Source organism: Rathayibacter sp. AY1C4, assembly GCF_002932195.1.
In the GTDB taxonomy this organism is placed as follows: Bacteria; Actinomycetota; Actinomycetes; order Actinomycetales; family Microbacteriaceae; genus Rathayibacter.
The window spans coordinates 37759-57276 of record NZ_PSWE01000011.1 but is presented as its reverse complement, the minus strand read 5'-3'; the positions used below and the strand labels follow the sequence as shown (position 1 = coordinate 57276).

Genomic DNA, 19518 nt, shown 5'->3' with positions numbered 1-19518 from the left:
CGGCGCCGCCCCCGACGCGCTCACATCCGGTCCGGGGCCGTGACGCCCAGCAGGGAGAGCCCGTTGCGGAGCACCTGCCCGGTCGCCTCGTTCAGGCGCAGCCGGGTCGAGTGCACGGCCTCGACCGGGTCCTCGCCCTGCGGCACGACCCGGCAGTTGTCGTACCAGCGGTGGTAGAGGCCGGCGACCTCCTCGAGGTACCGCGCGACGCGGTGCGGCTCGCGCAGCTCCGCGGCGTGCGCCACGATGCGCGGGAACTCCTGCAGGCCGCCGAGCAGCGCCGACTCGGTCGGATGCACCAGCGTCTCGGGCGCGAACGGCTCGACGGGGACGCCCGACGCCGCGGCCTTCGCCGCGACCTGGCGGGTGCGCGCGTGGGCGTACTGCACGTAGTAGACGGGGTTGTCGTAGCTCCGCTTGGTCAGCAGGTCGAGGTCGATGTCGAGGGTCGAGTCGGCCGAGGAGCGCACCAGCGAGTAGCGCGCGGCGTCCACGCCGACGGCCTCCGTGAGGTCCTCCATCGTGACGACGGTCCCCGCCCGCTTGGACATCCGGACCGCCTCGCCGTCGCGGAGCAGGTTGACCAGCTGGCCGATCAGGATCTCGAGGTTCACGCCCGGGGTGTCGCCGAACGCCGCGCACATCGCCATCATCCGGCCGATGTAGCCGTGGTGGTCGGCGCCGAGCATGATGATCGCCCGATCGAAGCCGCGCTCGCGCTTGTCGAGGTAGTAGGCGAGGTCGCCCGCGATGTAGGCCGCCTCCCCGTCGCTCTTGATGATGACGCGGTCGCGGTCGTCGCCGAACGAGGTGGTCCGCAGCCAGGTGGCGCCGTCCGCCTCGAAGATGTGCCCGAGCTCGCGGAGGCGCTCGATCGCGCGGTCGACGGCGCGCGACTCGTGCAGGGAGTTCTCGTGGAAGTACACGTCGAAGTCGACGCCGAACTCGTGCAGGCTCTGCTTGATCTCGCCGAACATCAGCTCGACGCCGATCGAGCGGAAGGTCTCGGCGAGCTCCTCCTCGGGCAGGACGGCGAGGTCGCCCGGGTAGGCGGCCGCGACGCGCTCGGCGATGTCGCCGATGTAGGCGCCGCCGTAGCCGTCCTCCGGGGTCGGCTCGCCGCGGTGGGCGGCGAGGAGGCTCCGCGTGAAGCGGTCGATCTGCGCGCCGTGGTCGTTGAAGTAGTACTCGCGGGTCACCTCGGCGCCCTGCGAGAGGAGCATCCGGGCCAGGCTGTCGCCGACCGCCGCCCAGCGCGTCCCGCCGATGTGGATGGGGCCGGTGGGGTTGGCGGAGACGAACTCGAGGTTCATCCGGACGCCGGCGTAGGCGGACCCGGTGCCGTAGGCCTCGCCCGCCTCGACGATCGCGCCGGCCAGGGCACCCGCGGCCGCGGCCTCGAGCCGGACGTTGAGGAAGCCGGGACCGGCGACCTCGACCGTGGCGACGCCCTCGACCGCGCCCAGCCCCTCGGCCAGCTCGGCGGCGAGCTCGCGCGGGTTCGCGCCGACCCGCTTCGCGAGCTTCATCGCGATGTTCGAGGCCCAGTCGCCGTGGTCGCGGTTCTTCGGGCGCTCCAGCACGACGTCCGAGAGCTCGACGCCCGCATCGCTCCCCCGTCGCTGCACGGCGTCGAGGACGAGGGCGTGCAGGGAGGCGGCGAGCTGTTCGGGAGTCACGGGGAGCGATTCTACCGGCCGCCGCGCCCGCGCCCCCCGTCCCTCCTGCACCGCGGGGCCGCTCGGCAGGGCGGCGTTGCTAGGGTGCGACGCATGCGCCGTCCCGCCGCCCTCCTCCTCGTCGCCCTCGCCACGGCGGCCCTCTCCGGCTGCTCCCCCGCGGCCGACCCGGAGCCGAGTGCGAGCGGCGCCGTCAGCGGCACGCCGATCCCCCTCGCCTGCGAGCAGCTGGTCCCGGCCTCGGCGCTCGCGGGCCTGTGGGGCGGATTCTCCCCGGACGACGGCATCGGGACCACCGCCGTCTCCGAGGAGATCGCCCAGTACGATGGCCTGGTCTGCGGATGGTCCGACGATTCGGGCGCCGAGCTGCAGCTGGCCGTGGCCCACCTCGACCCCGCGGTGATCGAGGCGCTCAAGAACGAGTTCTTCACCACCAGCAAGGCCGTCCCCACTTACGGCAAGCCGCCGGAGATCGAGGGCTACTACCAGGTGGCCGAGGGGCGGGGCGTCGCGGACGCCTTCGTCGGCGAGTACTGGATCGAGGCGTCCAGCGCCTCCTTCGTCGAGCCGGGCGACCCCGAGCCGCTCGTGCGGTCGGCGATCGGCGTCCTCGCCGACTGAGCCCCGGCGTCAGCCCAGGCGCACCGGCGAGACGTGGTCGTCGACGAGCGCCGCGTCGCAGTCGGCCTCCACGCTCATCCCGGTCAGGCGCAGGTCCGTCAGGTAGCTGCTGAGGAACGCGGTGTCGGCCGTGTCCCGGCCGGACGAGATGCGCAGCATCGACCCGCGCGGAGCCAGCCGGGTCGCGTCCACGACGTGCCAGGCGCCGCCGACCCAGGCCTCCGTGACCGCGTGGAAGTCGCGCGGCTCGAGGCCCGGCGCGTAGACCGCCGTCACCCGGGCGGGGATGTCGAGGGCGCGGAGCAGCCCGGCGACCGTGTGCGCGAAGTCCCGGCACACGCCCTGGCCGCTCTCGATGACCTGCGCCGCTCCCCCGGTGCCGACCGTCGACCCGTAGACGTACGACAGGTGGCCGTGCACCCATTCCTCGACGGCCGTCAGCGCCTCGAAGCCCCGGGCCCGCCCGAACTCGCGCCGGGCGATCCCGCCGAGCACGTCCGCCTCGGCGTACCGGCTCGGCCGCAGGTACTCGACGAGCTCGAGCTCGCTCGGCTCGTCCGGAGCGCCGTGCCCGGCGACCCGCGCCCGGTACTCGACCCGCAGGTCGCCCTCGTTCCCCGCGACGCGGTGCACGCGGGCGCCGTGCCGCGCCGGGAACTCCCGCACCGGCACGTCCTGCCCGTCGAGCCGGACGGTGAAGGAGTCCTCGAACGAGTCGCCCGTGGGCGTCGCCGCCACCAGGAAGATCAGGTCGGTCGGGCCGTTCAGACGCAGATCCAGCGAGGCGGAGACGGTGCGCAGCATGGCTCCATCGTGGCATGCGCGAGGACCGCTCCCGGCGTCGGGGCCCGCCCCGCCCGGGTGCTAATGTGGTCAGGCACTCCTGGCCCCCATAGCTCAGGGGATAGAGCACTGCCCTCCGGAGGCAGGGGCGTAGGTTCGAATCCTACTGGGGGCACACCCGCGGTCCTCCGCTCTCCTTCCTCGCACACGGGCGCTCAGCTCCGGTGCTCGACGCCCCTCGAGGCGCACCCCTCCATCACGGACCGAGCGGCGTCACCCGGTGGGCGACCGAGTCCGACCGTGGCGCTCCTCACCCGGCGCTCCGACACTCCCGAGACAGCACGAAGGCCCGCGATCGTCGATCACGGGCCTTCGAAACGTTCACCACCGGCACTCGGCCGGTCGGGCTCACTCATAGAGGTGGAAGGTGCCGGCGCAGTCGGCCGAGCAGAAGCCGTCGCGGCGACGGGCCGAGGCCGCTCCGCAGGCTTCGCAGCGGCGGCGTCCGAGCATCCGCGAGATCAGGCTCTGAGGCGCCGACGCGACCACCGAGACCGGGGTGTCGGGGCGCACGGGGGATCCCGTGGTCGAATCGAGCTGGATCCCAGCGATGTCGAGCGTGGCGCGAAGCATCCGTGTTCCTTCCGTTCGGTGAACTATGTGCGAGCACTGTATTGCCAGTCCCTGAGATTCTGCGAAGGGCTTGACGCGGCTCGCGATCGAGAGGAGCCGAAATCGACATCTGTCGGTCAGTCGGGATCGACCCGGGGAACGACGAACAGCCGCGCCCCCTCCTGGCGGAGAGAGGCACGGCTGTTCGGGCGTCGGGGATCGGTGGGCGGACGACGCCGGAGCTCATGGGAGCGGGGCGTCGAGCCCGGAACGACCGGGAAGTAGGCCTAGTACGCGCCGCTGGTGCTCCGGGTGTCGATCGCCACCGTCGGTGCGGGAACCGGCACCGGTCGCAGGGCGGGGAGCGAGGCGCTCCTGCCCGTGCGGAACGGCAGCAGGACGAGCATGACGGGAAGAAGGACGATCCACAGGAGGACCGACAGCGCGAGACGCGCCCAGATGGAAAGAATATTGAGAATTTTTGTGCCGCCTTCGGGTGACGGTAGAGGTGAACTTCGCGAACAGGATCATCGGGCCGACGGGGAGAGAAGAGTAGAAATGCGCCACTGATCGCGCCTCTCCCGCCACGCCCCCGAGCGGTCTGTTGCTCCTCATTCGTCGCCCAGCGCCGATCGGATGGGTCGATCCCGCATCCGATCGACACACGGCCCGCCCAGTGCGTCCTCCTGGGAGCCGGGCCGTAGGGTGAGCGCGTGAAGATCCTTGTCGTCGAAGACGATCCAGCCATGGGTGAGGCCCTCGTCGGCGGCCTCGAAGACGCCGGCTACGAGGCCGTGCTGACCACGAACGGCATCGACGCGCTCGTCGCGTTCAGCAACGCCGAGTTCTCGGCCGCCATCGTGGACGTCATGCTGCCGGCGATGTCGGGCTTCGAGATCTGCCGCCGGATCCGCGAGCTCGGCCGGCCCACGCCGATCATGCTGCTGACCGCGCGGGACGCGATCGAGGACCGCGTCTTCGGCCTCGACGCCGGAGCGGACGACTACCTGACCAAGCCGTTCGCGTTCACCGAGCTCAACGCGCGCCTCCGGGCCCTCCTGCGCCGCAGCCCGTCGCTGATGTCCACCTCGATCGACGTCGGACGCATCACCGTGGACGGATCGAGCATCCGGCGCACCGCCGACGGCTCGCGCATCCACGTCAGCCCGAAGGAGCTCGAGCTCCTCAAGCTCCTCATCACTCCCGTCGGCTCCGTCGTGACCCGCCAGCGGATCCTCTCCGAGATCTGGGGCGGCGGCGAGATCGTCGACAACAACATCGTCGACCAGTACGTCAGCTACCTGCGCAAGAAGCTCCCGACCGAGGACACGGGCGTCAGCATCGTGACCGTCCGCGGCAAGGGCTACTTCCTCCGCCCGGTCGAGTAGCCCGTGTCGCGGATGAGCACGGCACGCCGCCGGGTCGGCGCGCTCTCGATCCGCGCGAGGATCACCGTGGGAACGGTCGCTGTGGCGACCGCCCTCTTCGCGCTCGCGGCGCTGCTCTTCTACCAGTTGGTCACCGGCATCGTCGACCGCAGCGAGCGGACGATCCTGATGTCGATCGAGGACGAGGTGCGCCGCGACATCTCGGCGGGCAACGTCCCGCGCACGCAGGGCTCGTCGACGGGCCAGCTGTTCCTCGCTCTCGCGCCCGACGGGAGCGTCAGCACCTCGACCATGCCCTCGCGCCTGAGCGGCGAGGTGCTCAGCGCTCTGGCGGAGGAGCCGGCCGACACCTCGCCCCGGTACGCCGACGTGACGACGGCGAACGGCAGCTACCTGGTCCGCTTCACGGCCATCGAGAGCGATCGCGGCGTCTGGCAGGTCGCCTCCGCCCGCGATCAGGCCGCGTCGCAGCTCGTCCTCGACGACTTCGCCCACGTGCTCGTCTACGCCGCGATCTTCCTCGTCGTCACGTTCGGGCTCGCCTCGTGGATCCTGACGGGCGCGGCCCTCGCCCCGGTGCGCCGGATGCGGGCGCGCGCGGATCAGATCGCCGCCGAGCCCGGGCAGGGCGACCAGCTCCCGGTCGTCGGCACGCGCGACGAGATCGACGAGCTCGCGGTGACGCTGAACGCGTTCCTGACCAAGCAGACCGCGTCGCTGGCCCGGGAGAAGCAGATGGTGTCGGATGCGAGCCACGAGCTCCGCACTCCCCTCGCCGCGCTCTCCGCCCAGCTCGAGATCGCCCACCACCGCGTCGACGACCCGGTCGCGGTCGACCGGGTCATCCTCGACGCGCAGAAGAGCGTCGACCGGCTCGTGCGCCTCGCATCCGCCCTCCTCGACATCTCGCGCATCGAGAGCCGCACCGTCCGCCCGACCGCTCCCTTCGCCGAGCTCGTCGACGAGCTGGTGGGCGCCGTCGACCGCACCCGCCTGCTCGCCTCGGAGTCGGGGGTGGAGATCGACTACGAGATCGACGAGCGCGAGCCGGCGCGGCTCTACGCGGTCGCGTCCCAGGACTTCGGCCGGGTGATCGACAACCTCGTGAGGAACGCGATCCAGGCGATGACCGGCGGCGGCATGATCGTCGCCTCCCTCTCGCAGTCGGACGGGCGCCTGATGCTCGGCGTCTCGGACGACGGACCGGGGATGCCCGACGCCTTCATCCCGGTCGCCTTCGACCGCTTCTCCCGCCCGGACGACTCCCGGACCCTCGCCTCCGGCGGCAGCGGTCTGGGGCTGGCCCTGGTGCACACCACCGTGCTCTCGGCCGGCGGGACGGTCGCCCTGGTCAACCGCTCCCCCCGGGGTCTCGCGGTCGACATCGTCCTCCCGCCCGTCGGCTCCGCCTGATCCGCCCCGCCCCGGGAACGAATAAGGCCCCCGGCAGACCGGGGGCTTTCGTGGAGGATCGTCAGCGCGGGTCGTCCTCGGGGCGGACGGGCTGCGGCTGCGGGTCGCCGACCGCGGCGGGCGGCGGAGCCCAGGCCGTCTGCGGCGCCTCCGCCGGGGAGGTGCCGCCGTCGAGCAGGTTGCGCGCGCGGTTGACCACCTCGGGGTCCACGAGCACGGAGTAGCTGGTCGCGATCACCTGCATGGTCGAGGTGAAGTCGCGACGGCGGCGGTTCACGGCGTAGGAGGCGAGCCCGAAGAGCATCCCGAAGCCGGCGCCGAGGAGGACCGCCGCGATGAGGAAGGAGAACTCCGTCGTCGGCGAGAAGATGATGAGCAGGAGGCCCAGGAAGACACCGAGCCAGGCGCCGGAGGCCGCTCCGGCGAGGGCGACGCGGCCCCAGGTGAGCTTGCCGGTCACCCGCTCGACGCTCTTGAGCTCGTTGCCGATGATGGCGAGCTGGCGCACCGGGAAGTCGGCGCGGGCGAGCACGTCGACGGCGGCCTGCGCCTCCTGGTACGTGTCGAACGTGGCGAGGATCTCCCCGCGCGGGATCGTGGGGAAGGCCGGCCCTCGGCCGCTGAACGGCGTCTGCTGAGTCACCCGGACAGAATCGCACAGGCCACTTGAAGGTCTCTGAACGGATTCGGAGAACCGGCCGAGGGCGAGCCGGGAACGCTCGGCGTCCGCCCGGCTGCACGGGACTAGGTTTGTAGCCGTGAGTTCCGCCAGAGTCTTCGTCGCGCGCTTGGCCGGATGCAGTGTCTTCGACCCGGCCGGCGATCGCGTCGGCAAGGTCCGCGACGTGCTCCTGGTCTACCGGCAGAACGACGCCCCGCGGGTGGTCGGCCTGGTGGTCGAGATCCCCGGGCGCCGTCGGGTCTTCGTGTCGATCGGCCGGGTCACCAGCATCGGCAGCGGCCAGATCATCACCACCGGGCTGATCAACGTGCGCCGCTTCGAGCAGCGGGGCGGCGAGGTCCGCGTCATCGCCGAGCTCCTCGGCCGCCGGGTGAGCTTCGTGGACGGCTCCGGTGACGCGGTCGTCGAGGACGTCGCGATCGAGGAAGCCGCTCCCGGCGAGTGGGAGCTCGCGCAGCTCTTCGTCCGCCGGCCCAAGACCAGCCCCTCCCCCTTCGCCAAGGGCGCGACCGCCTTCGCCGGCTGGCGCGAGGTCCGCGAGAGCGTCTCGACCGAGGCGCAGTCCGCCGAGCAGTACGTCGCCAGCCTCTCCGAGCTCAAGCCCGCCGACCTCGCCAGCACGCTCCTCGACCTGCCGCAGCAGCGGATGCTCGAGGTCGCCGGCGAGCTCTCGGACGACCGCCTCGCGGACGTGCTCGAGGAGATGCCCGAGAGCGAGCAGGTCGAGATCCTCGGCCGGCTCGACGACGACCGCGCAGCCGACGTCCTCGACCAGATGCAGCCGGACGACGCGGCCGACCTGATCGCCCAGCTCTCGGAGGAGCGCGGCGAGGCGCTCCTGGAGCTGATGGAGCCGGAGGAGGCCGACGACGTCCGCATGCTCCTCACCTACGCCCCGGAGTCCGCCGGCGGTCTGATGACCACGGAGCCGATCATCGTCTCCTCCGAGGCGACCGTCGCCGAGGGTCTCGCCCTCATCCGCCGCCACGAGCTCGCCCCGGCCCTCGGCGCCGCCGTCTGCGTCACACTGCCGCCCTACGAGCCGCCGACCGGCCGCTTCCTCGGCATGGTGCACTTCCAGCGGATGCTCCGCTACCCGCCGCACGAGCGCCTCGGCACCCTGCTCGACCAGAGCATGGACCCGATCACGCCCGAGACCTCGGCGGCCGAGGTCGCCCGGATCCTGGCCAGCTACAACCTCGTCTCGGTGCCCGTCGTCGACGCGTCCCACCGCCTCGTCGGCGTCGTGACCATCGACGACGTCCTCGACTACCTCCTCCCCGACGACTGGCGCAGCCACGGCGACGACGACGAACCGAGGAGGCCGGTGACGACGGCGACGCAGGGCGTCCCGCTCGTGCCGCCGGCACCCGCGGCGACAGGCAGGACACGACGGGGACGGAGGGGCGCGCGTGGCTAGGGACACCAAGCAGGACCGGCGCCTGGACGCTCCCAAGGGCTTGCGCACCCGCGTCCTCTCGCGGCGGAACCGCCCGAGCAGCGACCGCTTCGGCCGCCTGACCGAGTCGTTCGCCCGCGGCATGGGCACGCCGTGGTTCCTGGTCGGGATGACGATCTTCTGCGTCTTCTGGCTGATGTTCAACACCTACGGGCCCGCGGACGCTCGCTTCGACTCTCAGGCCCTCGGCTTCACGGTGCTGACGCTGATCCTCTCGCTGCAGGCCTCCTACGCCGCGCCGCTCCTGCTGCTCGCGCAGAACCGACAGGACGACCGCGACCGCGTGCAGATCGAGCAGGACCGGCAGCGGGCCGAGCGCAACCTCGCGGACACCGAGTACCTCGCGCGCGAGGTCGTGGCCCTGCGCCTGGCGATCCGCGACATGGCGAGCAAGGACTTCATCCGCTCGGAGCTGCGCGGCCTGCTCGAGGAGCTCGAGAAGGATCGGGCGCAGGAGCCCGAGCGGCGCGATGCCTGACGTCGCCGCCATCGAGACCGCCGTCAGGACGGCGCTGGCCCGGGTCGTCGATCCGGAGATCCGGAAGCCCATCACCGAGCTCGACATGCTCGAGTCGGTCGAGGCGGCCGTCGACGGAGCGGTCCGCGTCGCGATCCGGCTGACCATCGTCGGCTGCCCGGCCGCCTCCGCGATCGAGCGCGACGTGCGCGAGGCCGCGGCCTCGGCTCCCGGAGTCACGGCGGTCGACGTCGTGGTCGGAGTCATGACGCCGGCGCAGCGCACCGCCCTCACCGAACGCCTCCAGGGCGGCCGCCGGAGCATGCCCTTCGGCCCGGACTCGCTCACCCGCGTGTACGCGGTCACCAGCGGCAAGGGCGGCGTCGGCAAGTCGACCGTCACCGCCAACCTCGCGGTCGCCCTCGCTCAGCGGGGTCTCGCGGTCGGCCTCGTGGACGCCGACGTGCACGGCTTCTCCATCCCCGGCCTGCTCGGCCTGATGCACGACGGGCGCGTCGCGGGGCCCACCCGCGTCGGCGAACTGATGCTGCCGCCGGTGGCGCACGGCGTGAAGGTCATCTCGATCGGGATGTTCCTCGAGGGCGACACCCGGGGGGCGGCCGTCTCCTGGCGCGGACCCATGCTGCACCGCACGATCTCCCAGTTCCTCACCGACGTGTACTTCGGCGACCTCGACGTGCTCCTGCTCGACCTGCCTCCCGGCACGGGGGATGTGGCGATCTCCATCGGGCAGCTGCTCCCGCATGCGGAGGTCCTCATCGTCACCACCCCGCAGCCGGCGGCCGCCGACGTGGCCGAGCGCAGCGGCGCGCTCGCCCGCCAATCGGGCCAGCGCATCGTCGGAGTGGTCGAGAACATGTCGGGGCTTCCGCAGCCCGACGGCTCGGTGCTGGAGCTCTTCGGCAGCGGAGGCGGGGCCGAGGTCGCGCGTCGGCTCACTGCGACGGGCGACGAGGTGCCGCTACTCGCGTCGCTGCCGATCTCCGTCGCGCTGCGGGCGGGGGGCGACGAGGGCGTGCCCGTCGTCGTCGGCGATCCGGAGGATCCTGCCGCCCGGGCGATCGACGCCCTGGCGGCGACGCTCGCCGCGCGGCCGCGGGGACTGACCGGCCGTCGTCTTCCGCTCGCCGTCGGCTGACGCCTCCGCGCGGCTTCGTGCGGGCGGCGTCGGTCGAGACGCCCGCCCGACGCTCCTCGCGGAGCAGGGCTCAGGTGGCCTCGGAGTCGATCGGCGGCGGCGCGACGCTCGAGAGCGTGCCGGACGAGACGGAGCGCTGCATCGTCGTGTAGTAGCTGTCCTGCGCGGAGCCGGTGCCGCCCGGCACGACCGGAGCGGCGACAGCGGTGGGCGGCTTCACGGTGGGGGCCGGATCGTCCTCGAGCAGGGCGTCGCGGATGATGCGGCGGGGATCGTACTGGCGCGGGTCGAGCTTCTTCCAGTCGACGTCGTTGAACTCGTCGCCCATCTCGTCCTTGACGCGCTCCCGGGCCTGCGTGGCGAATCCGCGCACCTTGCGCACGAGCTGCCCGAGCTGGGCGGCGTAGTGCGGGAGGCGGTCGGGACCCAGCACGAAGACAGCGATGACCCCGATGATGAGGAGCTTGTCGAACGTCAGACCGAACACGAGGACAACACTAACCCGCCGCGCCTCCCTCGCGGAGCCCGCGCGCCACCGTACCCTGACGATGCCCGGGCGCGATCCGCTCGGTGCACCGATCAGAGGAGCGCCCCCGTGTCCGACAAGGATGCCAACTGGAAGTACGCCGAGGACGCGGTCGTCGAGTCGGAGGCCATCGCCTCGGCCCGCCGGCTCTCGGTCGAGCTGGGCATCGACGCCGTCTCCCCCTCGATCGGAGCGCAGGCCGCGCTGGTCGCCGCCGCGGCGCGCGCGACCTCCATCATCGAGATCGGCACCGGCACCGGAGTGAGCGGCCTGTGGCTGCTCGACGGCGCCCCCGAGGCGATGCTCACCTCGATCGACTCCGAGGCCGTGCACCAGCAGCACGCGCGCGCCCAGTTCCACGAGGCGGGCATCTCGCCCAACCGGCTGCGGCTCATCCCGGGCCGCGCCCTCGAGGTGCTGCCCCGGATGAACGAGAACTCCTACGACATCGTCTTCGTCGACGGCGATCCGCTGCAGGTCATCGAGAACGTCGAGCACGCGCTGCGGCTCGTCCGTCCGGGCGGGACGGTCCTCGTCCCCCACGCGCTCTGGCGCGGACGCGTGGCCAACCCCGCGCAGCGCGACGAGATCGCGACGGCGTTCCGCACGCTGGTGGCCGAGGTCTGCGCCTCCCCCGCCGTGGTCAGCGTGCTCTCGCCGATCGGCGACGGCCTGCTGCAGGCCAACAAGCGCCGCGCCTGACGAGCGCGGCCGACCGAGGAAAGACGGAACGCCCGCCGCACGGTGTGCGACGGGCGTTCACGACGGTGCGGATCAGGCGGGAGACACCACCGACGCGAGCGCGTCGTGCAGCTCTTTCGCCTCTGCATCGTTGACCGAGACGACGAGGCGTCCGCCTCCTTCGAGCGGAACGCGCACGACGATGAGTCGGCCCTCCTTAACAGCCTCCATCGGTCCGTCTCCGGTCCTCGGCTTCATGGCCGCCATAGAGTTCCCCTTTCGTGACGTATCCCCCTATTATCGTGCATCCGCGGGGGTGTTCCGAACCGCGCCCGGAAGTCGGGCGTCAGCCGATCACGGCGGGGACCAGTCGCCCGGGGTGAACACCCAGCACAGCAGCACCCAGACGATCTGCCCGACGATCGATGCGGCCACCACGAACACCCTCAGGAGGGTCGACCGCGGCACCGCGAGCGCCCCGGCCAGCGGGAACATCGGCATCAGGATGCGGAACGTGCTCGACTGCGGGTAGAAGAACGCGAAGAGGTAGATCGCGTAGCCGCCGACCCAGAGCCGCGAGAAGACGTCGAGGCTGCGCGTGGCCCGCGAGAACAGGATCGCCAGGAATCCGAGCACCACCACGACAGTGATGCCCATGCCCGTGATCGGCGAGCCGAACCAGAGGCCTCCCCACCAGCCTCCACCGGCGAACCAGGAGGTGAAGGGGATGAGCTCGCCCTCGCCGATGAAGACGCTGCGCCAGGCGAGCTCGGTGTCGGTGTAGGCGGTGAAGGAGCCGGTCACGGCCCAGGCGATGAGCAGCCAGGCGAAGCCCACCGCGAGGGACCAGACCGTGAGGGAGACCGTGAAGGCGAACTCCCGGCGGGCGAACGGCTCGGTGCCGCGCACGTGGCGCCAGACGCGGTAGAGGAAGTAGAGGCCCGTCATCGCCGCGATCGCGAGGCCGCTCGGGCGCAGGAGCCCCACGACCAGCACGACGGGGAACGTCCAGATCCACTTGCGACGCACCAGCAGGAGGAGCAGCACGGCCGTCAGGAGGATGCCGCCGGACTCCGCGTAGCCGATCTGCAGGATCGGGGACGTCGGAGCGACGCAGAAGAAGACGATCCCCATCAGCGCCTGGCCCTCGCTGAGCGAGACGCGGAACAGCCGGTAGATCACCAGGCACGCCGCTGCACTGCAGACCAGGGCGACGAGCACCGCCGCGTTCGCCCAGTCGAGCCCGGTGATGTTCATCAGGCCGCGGACGGTGAACGGGTAGACGGGCATGAACGCCCAGGGGTTCTGCTCCACGGCTCCGGACGGCGAGAGCGGCAGCACCGACGGGTACCCCGTCATCCCGATCCGCTCGTACCAGCCGCCGTCCCACGTCGTCGCGAACCGGACGTAGGTGTCGCGGAGTCCCGTCCACTCGACGCCCTGACGCACGGCGCCGACACGGAGCATGATCACGGTCGTGACGACGCGGGACACGGCGAAGACCAGGAGCACCTGGATCCACCACGGGATCCTCCGGAGCAGACCCCAGCGGGAGCGGGACGGAGAGGCATCCTCCGTCTCCGGCGCGATCGCGGTGGCGCTCACGCGAGAGGCCCGCGGTCCGTCGAGGAGGCGGAGGCGGTCGTCAGCGGGGAGCGGGCGGGTGTCGCCGCGGCTCGCCGGCGGGTCGGCCGGAGGAGGGGCGACGCGTGTCGCGGCTCACCGGCTGGCGTGAGGGGAGACATTCCGACGAGCATACCCGTGCGGGAGTCGGGAGTCCCCGGAGGAGCACCGCGCCGGGCGGGCGCGCGGCACGATCACGGCGGGGTCCAGTCCGATCCGGCGACGGCCCAGCAGATCGAGATCCAGACGATCTGGCCGCCGATCCCGAGCAGGACAAGCGCGCCGCGGAAGACCGGCGAGCGCGGCACCGCCAGCGCTCCGACGAGCGGGAACATCGGGCCCAGCAGCCGGAAGGTGCTCGACTGCGGGAAGAAGAACGCCAGCAGGTAGACGCCGTACCCGGCGACCCAGGCCCGGCTGAAGAGATCGAGCCGCCGTGTCCACGGTGCGGCGAGGATCCCGACGAACGCCGCCAGCAGGAGCACCACCAGCACGACGCCGACGGCCGGAGCACCGAACCACCACGAGCCCCACCAGGCGCCGCCCTGGAACCACGGGGTCAGCGGGAGCAGCTCCTGGTAGCCGATGTAGACCGCACGCCACGCCAGCTCGGTGTCGGTGTACGCGGTCATCGACCCGGTGACGGCCCACGCCACGGCGGGCCAGAGGAAGCCGACCACGAGCCCCCACGCCGTCAGGCCCACGGCCGGCAGCCACTCCGACCGCGGGAACGGCTCCGTGCGGCGCCGGACGAATCGGTAGACGACGTACAGGCCGAGCGCGGCGGCGAAGGCGAGCCCGCTCGGCCGGGTCAGGCCCAGCAGCAGCACGACGGGCACGACCGCGAGCCAGCGCCGCCGCACCAGGAGGAGGAGCGTGACCGCGGTCAGGAGCATCGCCATCGACTCCGCGTAGGCGAGCTGCATCAGCGGCGAGGTCGGCGCCACGCAGAACAGCAGCACCGCCGTCAGCGACTGCGACTCGCCGAGGGAGTGCCGGAAGAGGCGGTACAGGACGAGGCAGGCTCCGGCTCCGCACAGGACGGAGACGGTCACGGCGGCCGGAGCCCAGGTGAGGCCGGTGAGCGCCATCAGCGCCTTCACGACGCCCGGGTAGAGCGGCATGAAGGCCCAGGCGTTCTCCCCCACGTGGCCGTCCTGCGTGATCGGCAGGAAGTCGGGGTACCCGGTGGCCGCGATGATCTCGTACCAGCGGCCGTCCCACATCGACGCGAAGGCCGAGTAGGACGGGGAGGGTCCGGTCCACGGGTTCGCGAGCTGGTGCGCGGCGAACTGCAGCAGGATCACCGTCGTGACCACGCGGGTCGCGATGTACACCAGGAGGACCCGCGCCCACCACGGGACCAGGCGCAGGCGGAGGCGGACGGGGACGGCCGTGGCGCTCGCGCTCACGAGGACGCGGTCAGCCAGCGGCGGAGGCCCTCGGTGCACTCGGTGATCTCGTGCACCGCCACACGCTCGTCGTCGGCGTGGGCCCGGAGCGGGTCGCCCGGTCCGTAGTTGACAGCCGGGATGCCCATGGCGGAGAACCGCGCGACGTCGGTCCAGCCGTACTTGGGCTTCGCCTCGGCTCCGACGGCGGAGAGGAAGGCCTGGGCCAGAGGTGCGTCCAGCCCCGGGCGGGCGCCCTCGGCCAGATCGTCCACCGTCACCTCGAACCCCTCGAAGAGCTCCTCGAGGTGGGCGAGCGCCTCCTCCCCGGACCGGTCGGGGGCGAAGCGGTAGTTGACCTGCACCGTGCAGAGGTCCGGGATCACGTTGCCCGCGACCCCGCCGGTGACGCGCACGGCGTTGACGCCCTCGCGGTACACGAGCCCCTCGACCTCGACCTCGCGCGGTACGTAGGCGGCGAGGCGGTCGAGGATCGGCGCGGCCGCGTGGATCGCGTTCTCGCCGACCCAGCTGCGGGCGGAGTGGGCGCGGACTCCTCGGGTGACCACGTCGACCCGGAGCGTCCCGTTGCAGCCGCCCTCCACTGCTCCGCTCGTCGGCTCGCCGAGCACCGCGAAGTCGGCGGAGAAGAGGTCGGGGCGGTGCCGGGAGAGGCGGCCGAGGCCGTTGAGGTCCGCTGCGACCTCCTCGTTGTCGTACCACATCCAGGTGATGTCGACGGCCGGATCGGAGAGCTCGGCGGCGAGGACGAGCTGCACCGCCACTCCGGCCTTCATGTCGACGGTCCCGCGGCCGACCAGGTGCTCGACGCCGTCGATCGTCTCGGCGACGACGGGCAGGTTGCCGTTGACCGGCACCGTGTCGAGGTGCCCGGCGATCACGACGCGCTGGGCGAGGCCGAGGTTCGTCCGCGCCACGACGGTGTGGCCGTCGCGGATGACCTCGAGGTGGTCGTACTGCTCGAGCGCCCACTGCACCGCGTCCGCAATCTCGAGCTCGTCGCCCGAGACGGACGGGATGTCGCAGAGGATCCGCGTCAGGGCGACCGGATCGGTGCGCAGATCGAGCGGAGGGGCGGTGGTCGGATCGGCCATGCGCCCCAGGGTAGCGGCCGGACGCTCCGCGCTACCCTGATCGGCATGACCCTCGAGCACTCCGCAGACTCCTCCGCGCCCGCCTCCGCCTGGGGATACGGGCTCGCCACCGTGGCCGCCGACGGCACCGTCCTCGACACCTGGTTCCCGGAGCCGCGCCTCGGCACCATCCCGGCCGGCCGCGACCCCTGGATCGTGCCGGCGGAGTTCGAGGAGCAGGCCGGCGAGGATCCGCGCCGCGAGGTCCGCATCGACGTGGTCACGCTGCAGATCGACGTGCAGGCGCCGCCCGCCTCCACGTCCGACGCCTACCTGCGGCTGCACCTGCTCTCGCACCTCCTGGTCCGCCCGAACGAGGTGAACCTCGACGGCGTCTTCGCCCACCTGCCGAACGTGGTGTGGACGAACGCCGGTCCGGTCTCGCCGGAGTCGTTCACCCGCCTGCGGCCCTCGCTCCGGCGCCACGGCATCCAGGCCACCGGCATCGACAAGTTCCCGCGGCTGACCGACTACGTCACCCCCGCGAAGGTGCGCATCGCGGACACCTCGCGCGTCCGCCTCGGCGCGCACCTGGCACCCGGCACGACGGTGATGCACGAGGGCTTCGTCAACTTCAACGCCGGGACTCTCGGCAGCTCGATGGTCGAGGGGCGCATCTCGCAGGGCGTCGTGGTCGGCGACGGCTCGGACATCGGCGGCGGCGCCTCCATCATGGGCACCCTCTCGGGCGGAGGAGTGCAGCGCGTCTCGATCGGCGCGCGGGCGCTGCTGGGTGCGAACTCGGGCATCGGCATCTCCCTCGGCGACGACACCGTCGTCGAGGCCGGCCTCTACGTGACCGCCGGCACCAAGGTCGTCGTGGTCGGCGGAGCGCCGCGCGCCGACGGCGCCCCGCAGACCGTGAAGGCCGTGCAGCTCTCGGGCGTGCCGAACCTGCTCTTCCGCCGCAACTCACTCACCGGAGCTGTCGAGGTCCTCCCCCGCACCGGCGCCGGCATCGAGCTGAACGCCGCCCTGCACGCCTGAGGACGGGCGTCCCGCGCCGCCGGGCCCAGCAGGCGGCACCCCGGGACGAACCGTGCTGATCGAGTCCGCGGCGACCACGCCGCTCTGCGTCCCGCCTCGAAGAAGCGGTTCGAGCCTCGGACGGCCGACGAGAGGCGGGTGCGCCGCACGGCGAGAGCCCGCCCCCGGCGGGGACGGGCTCTCGGGGACCGGTCAGCGGTCGGTCGGCCAGTGGCGCTCGGGTGACCCCATGTAGAGCTGCTGCGGGCGGCCGATCTTGGTCTGCTTGTCGGTGTTCATCTCGCGCCAGTGGGCGATCCAGCCGGGCAGGCGGCCGATCGCGAAGAGCACGGTGAACATCCGGGTCGGGAAGCCCATCGCCTTGTAGATGACGCCCGTGTAGAAGTCGACGTTCGGGTAGAGGCGCCGCTCCTTGAAGTAGTCGTCCTCGAGAGCGAGGGCCTCGAGCTCCATCGCGATGTCGAGCAGCGGGTCCTTCACGCCGAGGGCCTGCAGGACCTCGGAGGCGCTCTCCTTGACCAGCTTCGCGCGCGGGTCGTAGTTCTTGTACACCCGGTGGCCGAAGCCCATCAGGCGCACGCCCTCCTCCTTGTTCTTCACCCGCTCGACGAACGTCGACACGCTCTCGCCCGACTCGCGGATCCGGCCGAGCATGGTGAGCACCGCCTCGTTCGCTCCGCCGTGCAGAGGGCCGAACAGGGCGTTGATGCCGGCCGAGACGGAGGCGTAGAGGTTCGCCTCGGTGGAGCCGACGAGGCGGACGGTCGACGTCGACGCGTTCTGCTCGTGGTCCTCGTGGAGGATCAGGAGGCGGTCGAGCGCCTTCGAGAGCACCGGGTCGACCTGGTACTGCTCGGCCATCGTTCCGAAGTTGAGACGGAGGAAGTTGTCGACGAAGCTCAGCGAGTTGTCCGGGTAGAGGAACGCCTGGCCGATCGCCTTCTTGTGGGCGTACGCCGCCATCACGGGCAGCTTCGCCAGGAGGCGGATCGTGGTGAGCTCCACCGCCTCCGGATCCTTCGGGTTGGAACTGTCCTCGTAGTACGTCGACAGGGCCGAGACCCCGGCCGAGAGCACCGACATGGGGTGCGCGCTGTGCGGGAGCGCGTCGAAGAAGCGCTTGAGGTCCTCGTGGAGGAGCGTGTGGCGGCGGATGCGCTCGTCGAAGCCCGCGAGCTCGTCGGCCGTCGGCAGCTCGCCGTAGATGAGGAGCCAGGCCACCTCGAGGTAGGTCGCGTTGGTGGCCACCTCCTCGATCGGGTAGCCGCGGTAGCGGAGGATCCCCTGGTCGCCGTCGATGTAGGTGATCTGCGACTTGGTCGCCGCCGTGTTCACGAAGCCGTAGTCGAGCGACATGAAGCCGGTCTGCTTCGACAGGGTCGAGAAGTCGATGCTCGAGGAGCCGTCGACGCTGCGCAGGACCGGGAAGTCCGCGGTGCGGTCGCCGAAGGTGAGCGTGACCTTCTCGGGGAGCTCCTGCTCCGCCGGCGCGGGAGGCGGCGTCGTGGCGCTCCCGGTCGCGGGCTCCGTGGAGCCCACCGTCGCGGTTCCGTCGCTCTGCGTGCCGGATTCGGTCACAACGCCTCCCAGGTCGTCGCGGTCGCACCCCGGGAGCGCTCGCGCGGAGCGGGCGGCGCCGGGTCTGGATCGTGGTGCAGCCGGGGCCTCGCGAGGCGCCGTCGACCGAACCACATACAGCCTATGGGCAAAGCGGGGGCACTGTGACATCGCCCAGCGCTGGGGCCGGGTCCTTGTCGGAACCCGCCAGGATCGGCCGGGTCGAGCGCCTCAGAGGCCGCCGGACAGGCGCTCGACGGCCGCGTCGATCCGCTCGTCGGAGGCCGTCAGCGAGAGGCGCACGTGCTCGGGGAAGCCCTCCCCGTAGAAGACGCCGGGGCCCGCGAGGACGCCGAGGCGGGCGAGCCGGTCGATGGACTCCCAGGCCGCGCGGCCCTCGGTCGCCCACAGGTAGAGGCCGGCCTCGCTGCGGTCGATCCGGAATCCCGCGGACTCGAGGGCGGGCCGGAGGCGGTCGCGGCGGGAGCGGTAGCGCTCCTTCTGGGCGGCGACGTGCTCGTCGTCGGCGAGGGCGACGATCATCGCCTCCTGCAGCGGACCGGGCACGATCATGCCCGCGTGCTTGCGGACGGTCACCAGGCGCGCGATCAGGGCCGGGTCCCCGGCGACGAAGGCGGCGCGGTAGCCGGCGAGGTTCGACTGCTTGCTCAGCGAGTAGACGCCGAGGACCCCGGTGCGGTCCTCCCCCACCACGCGCGGGTCGAGGACGCTCGGGATCGGCTCGTCGGCCCAGCGGCCGTCCCAGCCGAGCTCGGCGTAGCACTCGTCCCCCGCGATCACAGCGCCCAGCTCACGGGCACGCGCGACGGCGCGCTGCAGGGCGGGCACGTCGAGCACGGCGCCATCGGGGTTGCCGGGAGAGTTGAGCCAGACCAGGCGGGTCGTCGCGGGCCACTCGGCCGGGTCGTCGGAGGCGAGCGCCTCGGCGCCGGCGATCGCCGCGCCCATCGCGTACGTCGGGTAGGCGGCGCGCGGATGCACGACCACGTCCCCCTCCCCGAGTCCGAGGAGGAAGGGCAGCCAGGCGACGAGCTCCTTGGAGCCGATCGTCGGCAGGACCTCGTCGATCCCGAGGCCCTCGACTCCGCGCCGCCGCGCGTACCAGGCGGCGATCGCCTCGCGCAGAGCGGGGGTGCCCACGGTCGTGGGGTACGCGTGCGAGTCCGTCGCGCGGGCGAGCGCGTCGCGGATCGGGGCGGGCGTCGGGTCCACCGGCGAGCCGATCGACAGGTCGACGATCCCGCCGGGGTGCTCCGCCGCCGTGCGGGCGAAGGGCGCCATCAGGTCCCAGGGGTAGTCGGGCAGCGCGCCGAGAGCCATGGGAG

General features: G+C 72.0%; 19 protein-coding genes and 1 tRNA gene. 9 read left to right on the top strand and 11 right to left on the bottom strand.

All coding sequences use genetic code 11. The features are described from left to right. Positions 1-20: 20 nt before the first annotated feature. Entirely contained in the window at positions 21-1679 is a 1659-nt protein-coding gene (gene argS / locus C5C99_RS07520; protein ID WP_104339860.1) for an arginine--tRNA ligase, read from the bottom strand. 93 nt (positions 1680-1772) lie between these two features. Between argS and C5C99_RS07515 the strand changes: the two genes are divergently transcribed. Then, a complete protein-coding gene (locus tag C5C99_RS07515; protein ID WP_104260120.1) occupies positions 1773-2300 on the top strand; it encodes a hypothetical protein in 528 nt (175 codons plus the stop codon). 9 nt (positions 2301-2309) lie between these two features. Here the strand turns inward: C5C99_RS07515 and C5C99_RS07510 are convergent, their stop codons facing one another. Then, entirely contained in the window at positions 2310-3104 is a 795-nt protein-coding gene (locus tag C5C99_RS07510) for a transglutaminase family protein (protein WP_104232730.1), read from the bottom strand. An 82-nt stretch (positions 3105-3186) separates the two neighbouring features. Here C5C99_RS07510 and C5C99_RS07505 point away from each other — a divergent pair. Next, a tRNA-Arg gene (locus C5C99_RS07505) sits at positions 3187-3258 on the top strand. Positions 3259-3491: 233 nt separating this feature from the next. Here the strand turns inward: C5C99_RS07505 and C5C99_RS07500 are convergent. Next, positions 3492-3716 carry a hypothetical protein gene (locus C5C99_RS07500; protein ID WP_104339859.1) on the bottom strand — a complete coding sequence of 75 codons (225 nt, stop codon included), beginning with the start codon at positions 3714-3716 and terminating at the stop codon, positions 3492-3494. A gap of 692 nt (positions 3717-4408) precedes the next feature. Here C5C99_RS07500 and C5C99_RS07495 point away from each other — a divergent pair. Together C5C99_RS07495 and C5C99_RS07490 are read left to right on the top strand one after the other, a co-directional pair. Next, positions 4409-5083: a response regulator transcription factor gene (locus C5C99_RS07495; RefSeq protein WP_258059273.1), complete on the top strand. Its 675-nt coding sequence runs from the start codon at positions 4409-4411 to the stop codon at positions 5081-5083. 12 nt (positions 5084-5095) lie between these two features. Next, complete coding sequence (locus tag C5C99_RS07490) at positions 5096-6496, top strand: cell wall metabolism sensor histidine kinase WalK (RefSeq protein ID WP_146085480.1); 1401 nt, start codon at positions 5096-5098, stop codon at positions 6494-6496. 61 nt (positions 6497-6557) lie between these two features. Here the strand turns inward: C5C99_RS07490 and C5C99_RS07485 are convergent, their stop codons facing one another. Continuing rightward, complete coding sequence (locus C5C99_RS07485) at positions 6558-7139, bottom strand: general stress protein (RefSeq protein ID WP_258063423.1); 582 nt, start codon at positions 7137-7139, stop codon at positions 6558-6560. A 115-nt stretch (positions 7140-7254) separates the two neighbouring features. Here C5C99_RS07485 and C5C99_RS07480 point away from each other — a divergent pair, with 115 nt between their 5' ends. From C5C99_RS07480 to C5C99_RS07470, 3 genes are read left to right on the top strand one after another with little or no spacing between them, the layout of a single operon-like run. Next, the gene (locus C5C99_RS07480; protein WP_104319105.1) at positions 7255-8598 is read left to right on the top strand and encodes a magnesium transporter MgtE N-terminal domain-containing protein; all 1344 of its coding nucleotides are present in this window, start codon (positions 7255-7257) and stop codon (positions 8596-8598) included. After that, positions 8591-9115 carry a DUF1003 domain-containing protein gene (locus C5C99_RS07475; RefSeq protein WP_104222991.1) on the top strand — a complete coding sequence of 175 codons (525 nt, stop codon included), beginning with the start codon at positions 8591-8593 and terminating at the stop codon, positions 9113-9115. Before C5C99_RS07480 ends, C5C99_RS07475 begins: the two co-directional genes overlap by 8 nt. Continuing rightward, a complete protein-coding gene (locus tag C5C99_RS07470; RefSeq protein ID WP_104232735.1) occupies positions 9108-10253 on the top strand; it encodes an Mrp/NBP35 family ATP-binding protein in 1146 nt (381 codons plus the stop codon). Before C5C99_RS07475 ends, C5C99_RS07470 begins: the two co-directional genes overlap by 8 nt. A 70-nt stretch (positions 10254-10323) precedes the next feature. Here the strand turns inward: C5C99_RS07470 and C5C99_RS07465 are convergent, their stop codons facing one another. Further along, the gene (locus C5C99_RS07465; protein WP_146076468.1) at positions 10324-10740 is read right to left on the bottom strand and encodes a twin-arginine translocase TatA/TatE family subunit; all 417 of its coding nucleotides are present in this window, start codon (positions 10738-10740) and stop codon (positions 10324-10326) included. A 108-nt stretch (positions 10741-10848) separates the two neighbouring features. Here C5C99_RS07465 and C5C99_RS07460 point away from each other — a divergent pair, with 108 nt between their 5' ends. After that, positions 10849-11481 (top strand): O-methyltransferase, encoded by a 633-nt coding sequence (locus C5C99_RS07460; RefSeq protein ID WP_104222989.1) that lies wholly within the window; start codon positions 10849-10851, stop codon positions 11479-11481. Between the two features lie 72 nt (positions 11482-11553). Here C5C99_RS07460 and C5C99_RS07455 read toward each other — a convergent pair whose 3' ends face one another. The 4 genes from C5C99_RS07455 to dapE all read right to left on the bottom strand — a co-directional run bounded on the left by C5C99_RS07455 (position 11554) and on the right by dapE (position 15589). Continuing rightward, positions 11554-11727, bottom strand: coding sequence for a DUF3117 domain-containing protein (locus C5C99_RS07455; RefSeq protein WP_068208299.1), 174 nt, complete (start codon positions 11725-11727; stop codon positions 11554-11556). Between the two features lie 87 nt (positions 11728-11814). Continuing rightward, positions 11815-13065 carry a hypothetical protein gene (locus C5C99_RS07450; protein ID WP_104222988.1) on the bottom strand — a complete coding sequence of 417 codons (1251 nt, stop codon included), beginning with the start codon at positions 13063-13065 and terminating at the stop codon, positions 11815-11817. A gap of 212 nt (positions 13066-13277) precedes the next feature. Beyond that, the gene (locus C5C99_RS07445; RefSeq protein ID WP_258063662.1) at positions 13278-14495 is read right to left on the bottom strand and encodes a hypothetical protein; all 1218 of its coding nucleotides are present in this window, start codon (positions 14493-14495) and stop codon (positions 13278-13280) included. Beyond that, positions 14492-15589: a succinyl-diaminopimelate desuccinylase gene (gene dapE, locus C5C99_RS07440; RefSeq protein WP_104249555.1), complete on the bottom strand. Its 1098-nt coding sequence runs from the start codon at positions 15587-15589 to the stop codon at positions 14492-14494. Before dapE ends, C5C99_RS07445 begins: the two co-directional genes overlap by 4 nt. Positions 15590-15634: 45 nt before the next feature. On the opposite strand from dapE, the gene dapD reads away from it, so the two are divergent. Further along, on the top strand, positions 15635-16615 hold the full coding sequence (dapD, locus tag C5C99_RS07435) for a 2,3,4,5-tetrahydropyridine-2,6-dicarboxylate N-succinyltransferase (protein WP_104232738.1): 981 nt from the start codon (positions 15635-15637) through the stop codon (positions 16613-16615). A gap of 192 nt (positions 16616-16807) precedes the next feature. On the opposite strand, the gene C5C99_RS07430 is transcribed toward dapD, so the two are convergent. Continuing rightward, positions 16808-18193 carry a citrate synthase gene (locus C5C99_RS07430; RefSeq protein WP_258059270.1) on the bottom strand — a complete coding sequence of 462 codons (1386 nt, stop codon included), beginning with the start codon at positions 18191-18193 and terminating at the stop codon, positions 16808-16810. Positions 18194-18403: 210 nt separating this feature from the next. Further along, complete coding sequence (dapC, locus tag C5C99_RS07425) at positions 18404-19513, bottom strand: succinyldiaminopimelate transaminase (protein WP_104339857.1); 1110 nt, start codon at positions 19511-19513, stop codon at positions 18404-18406. Between the last annotated feature and the right edge of the window lie 5 nt (positions 19514-19518).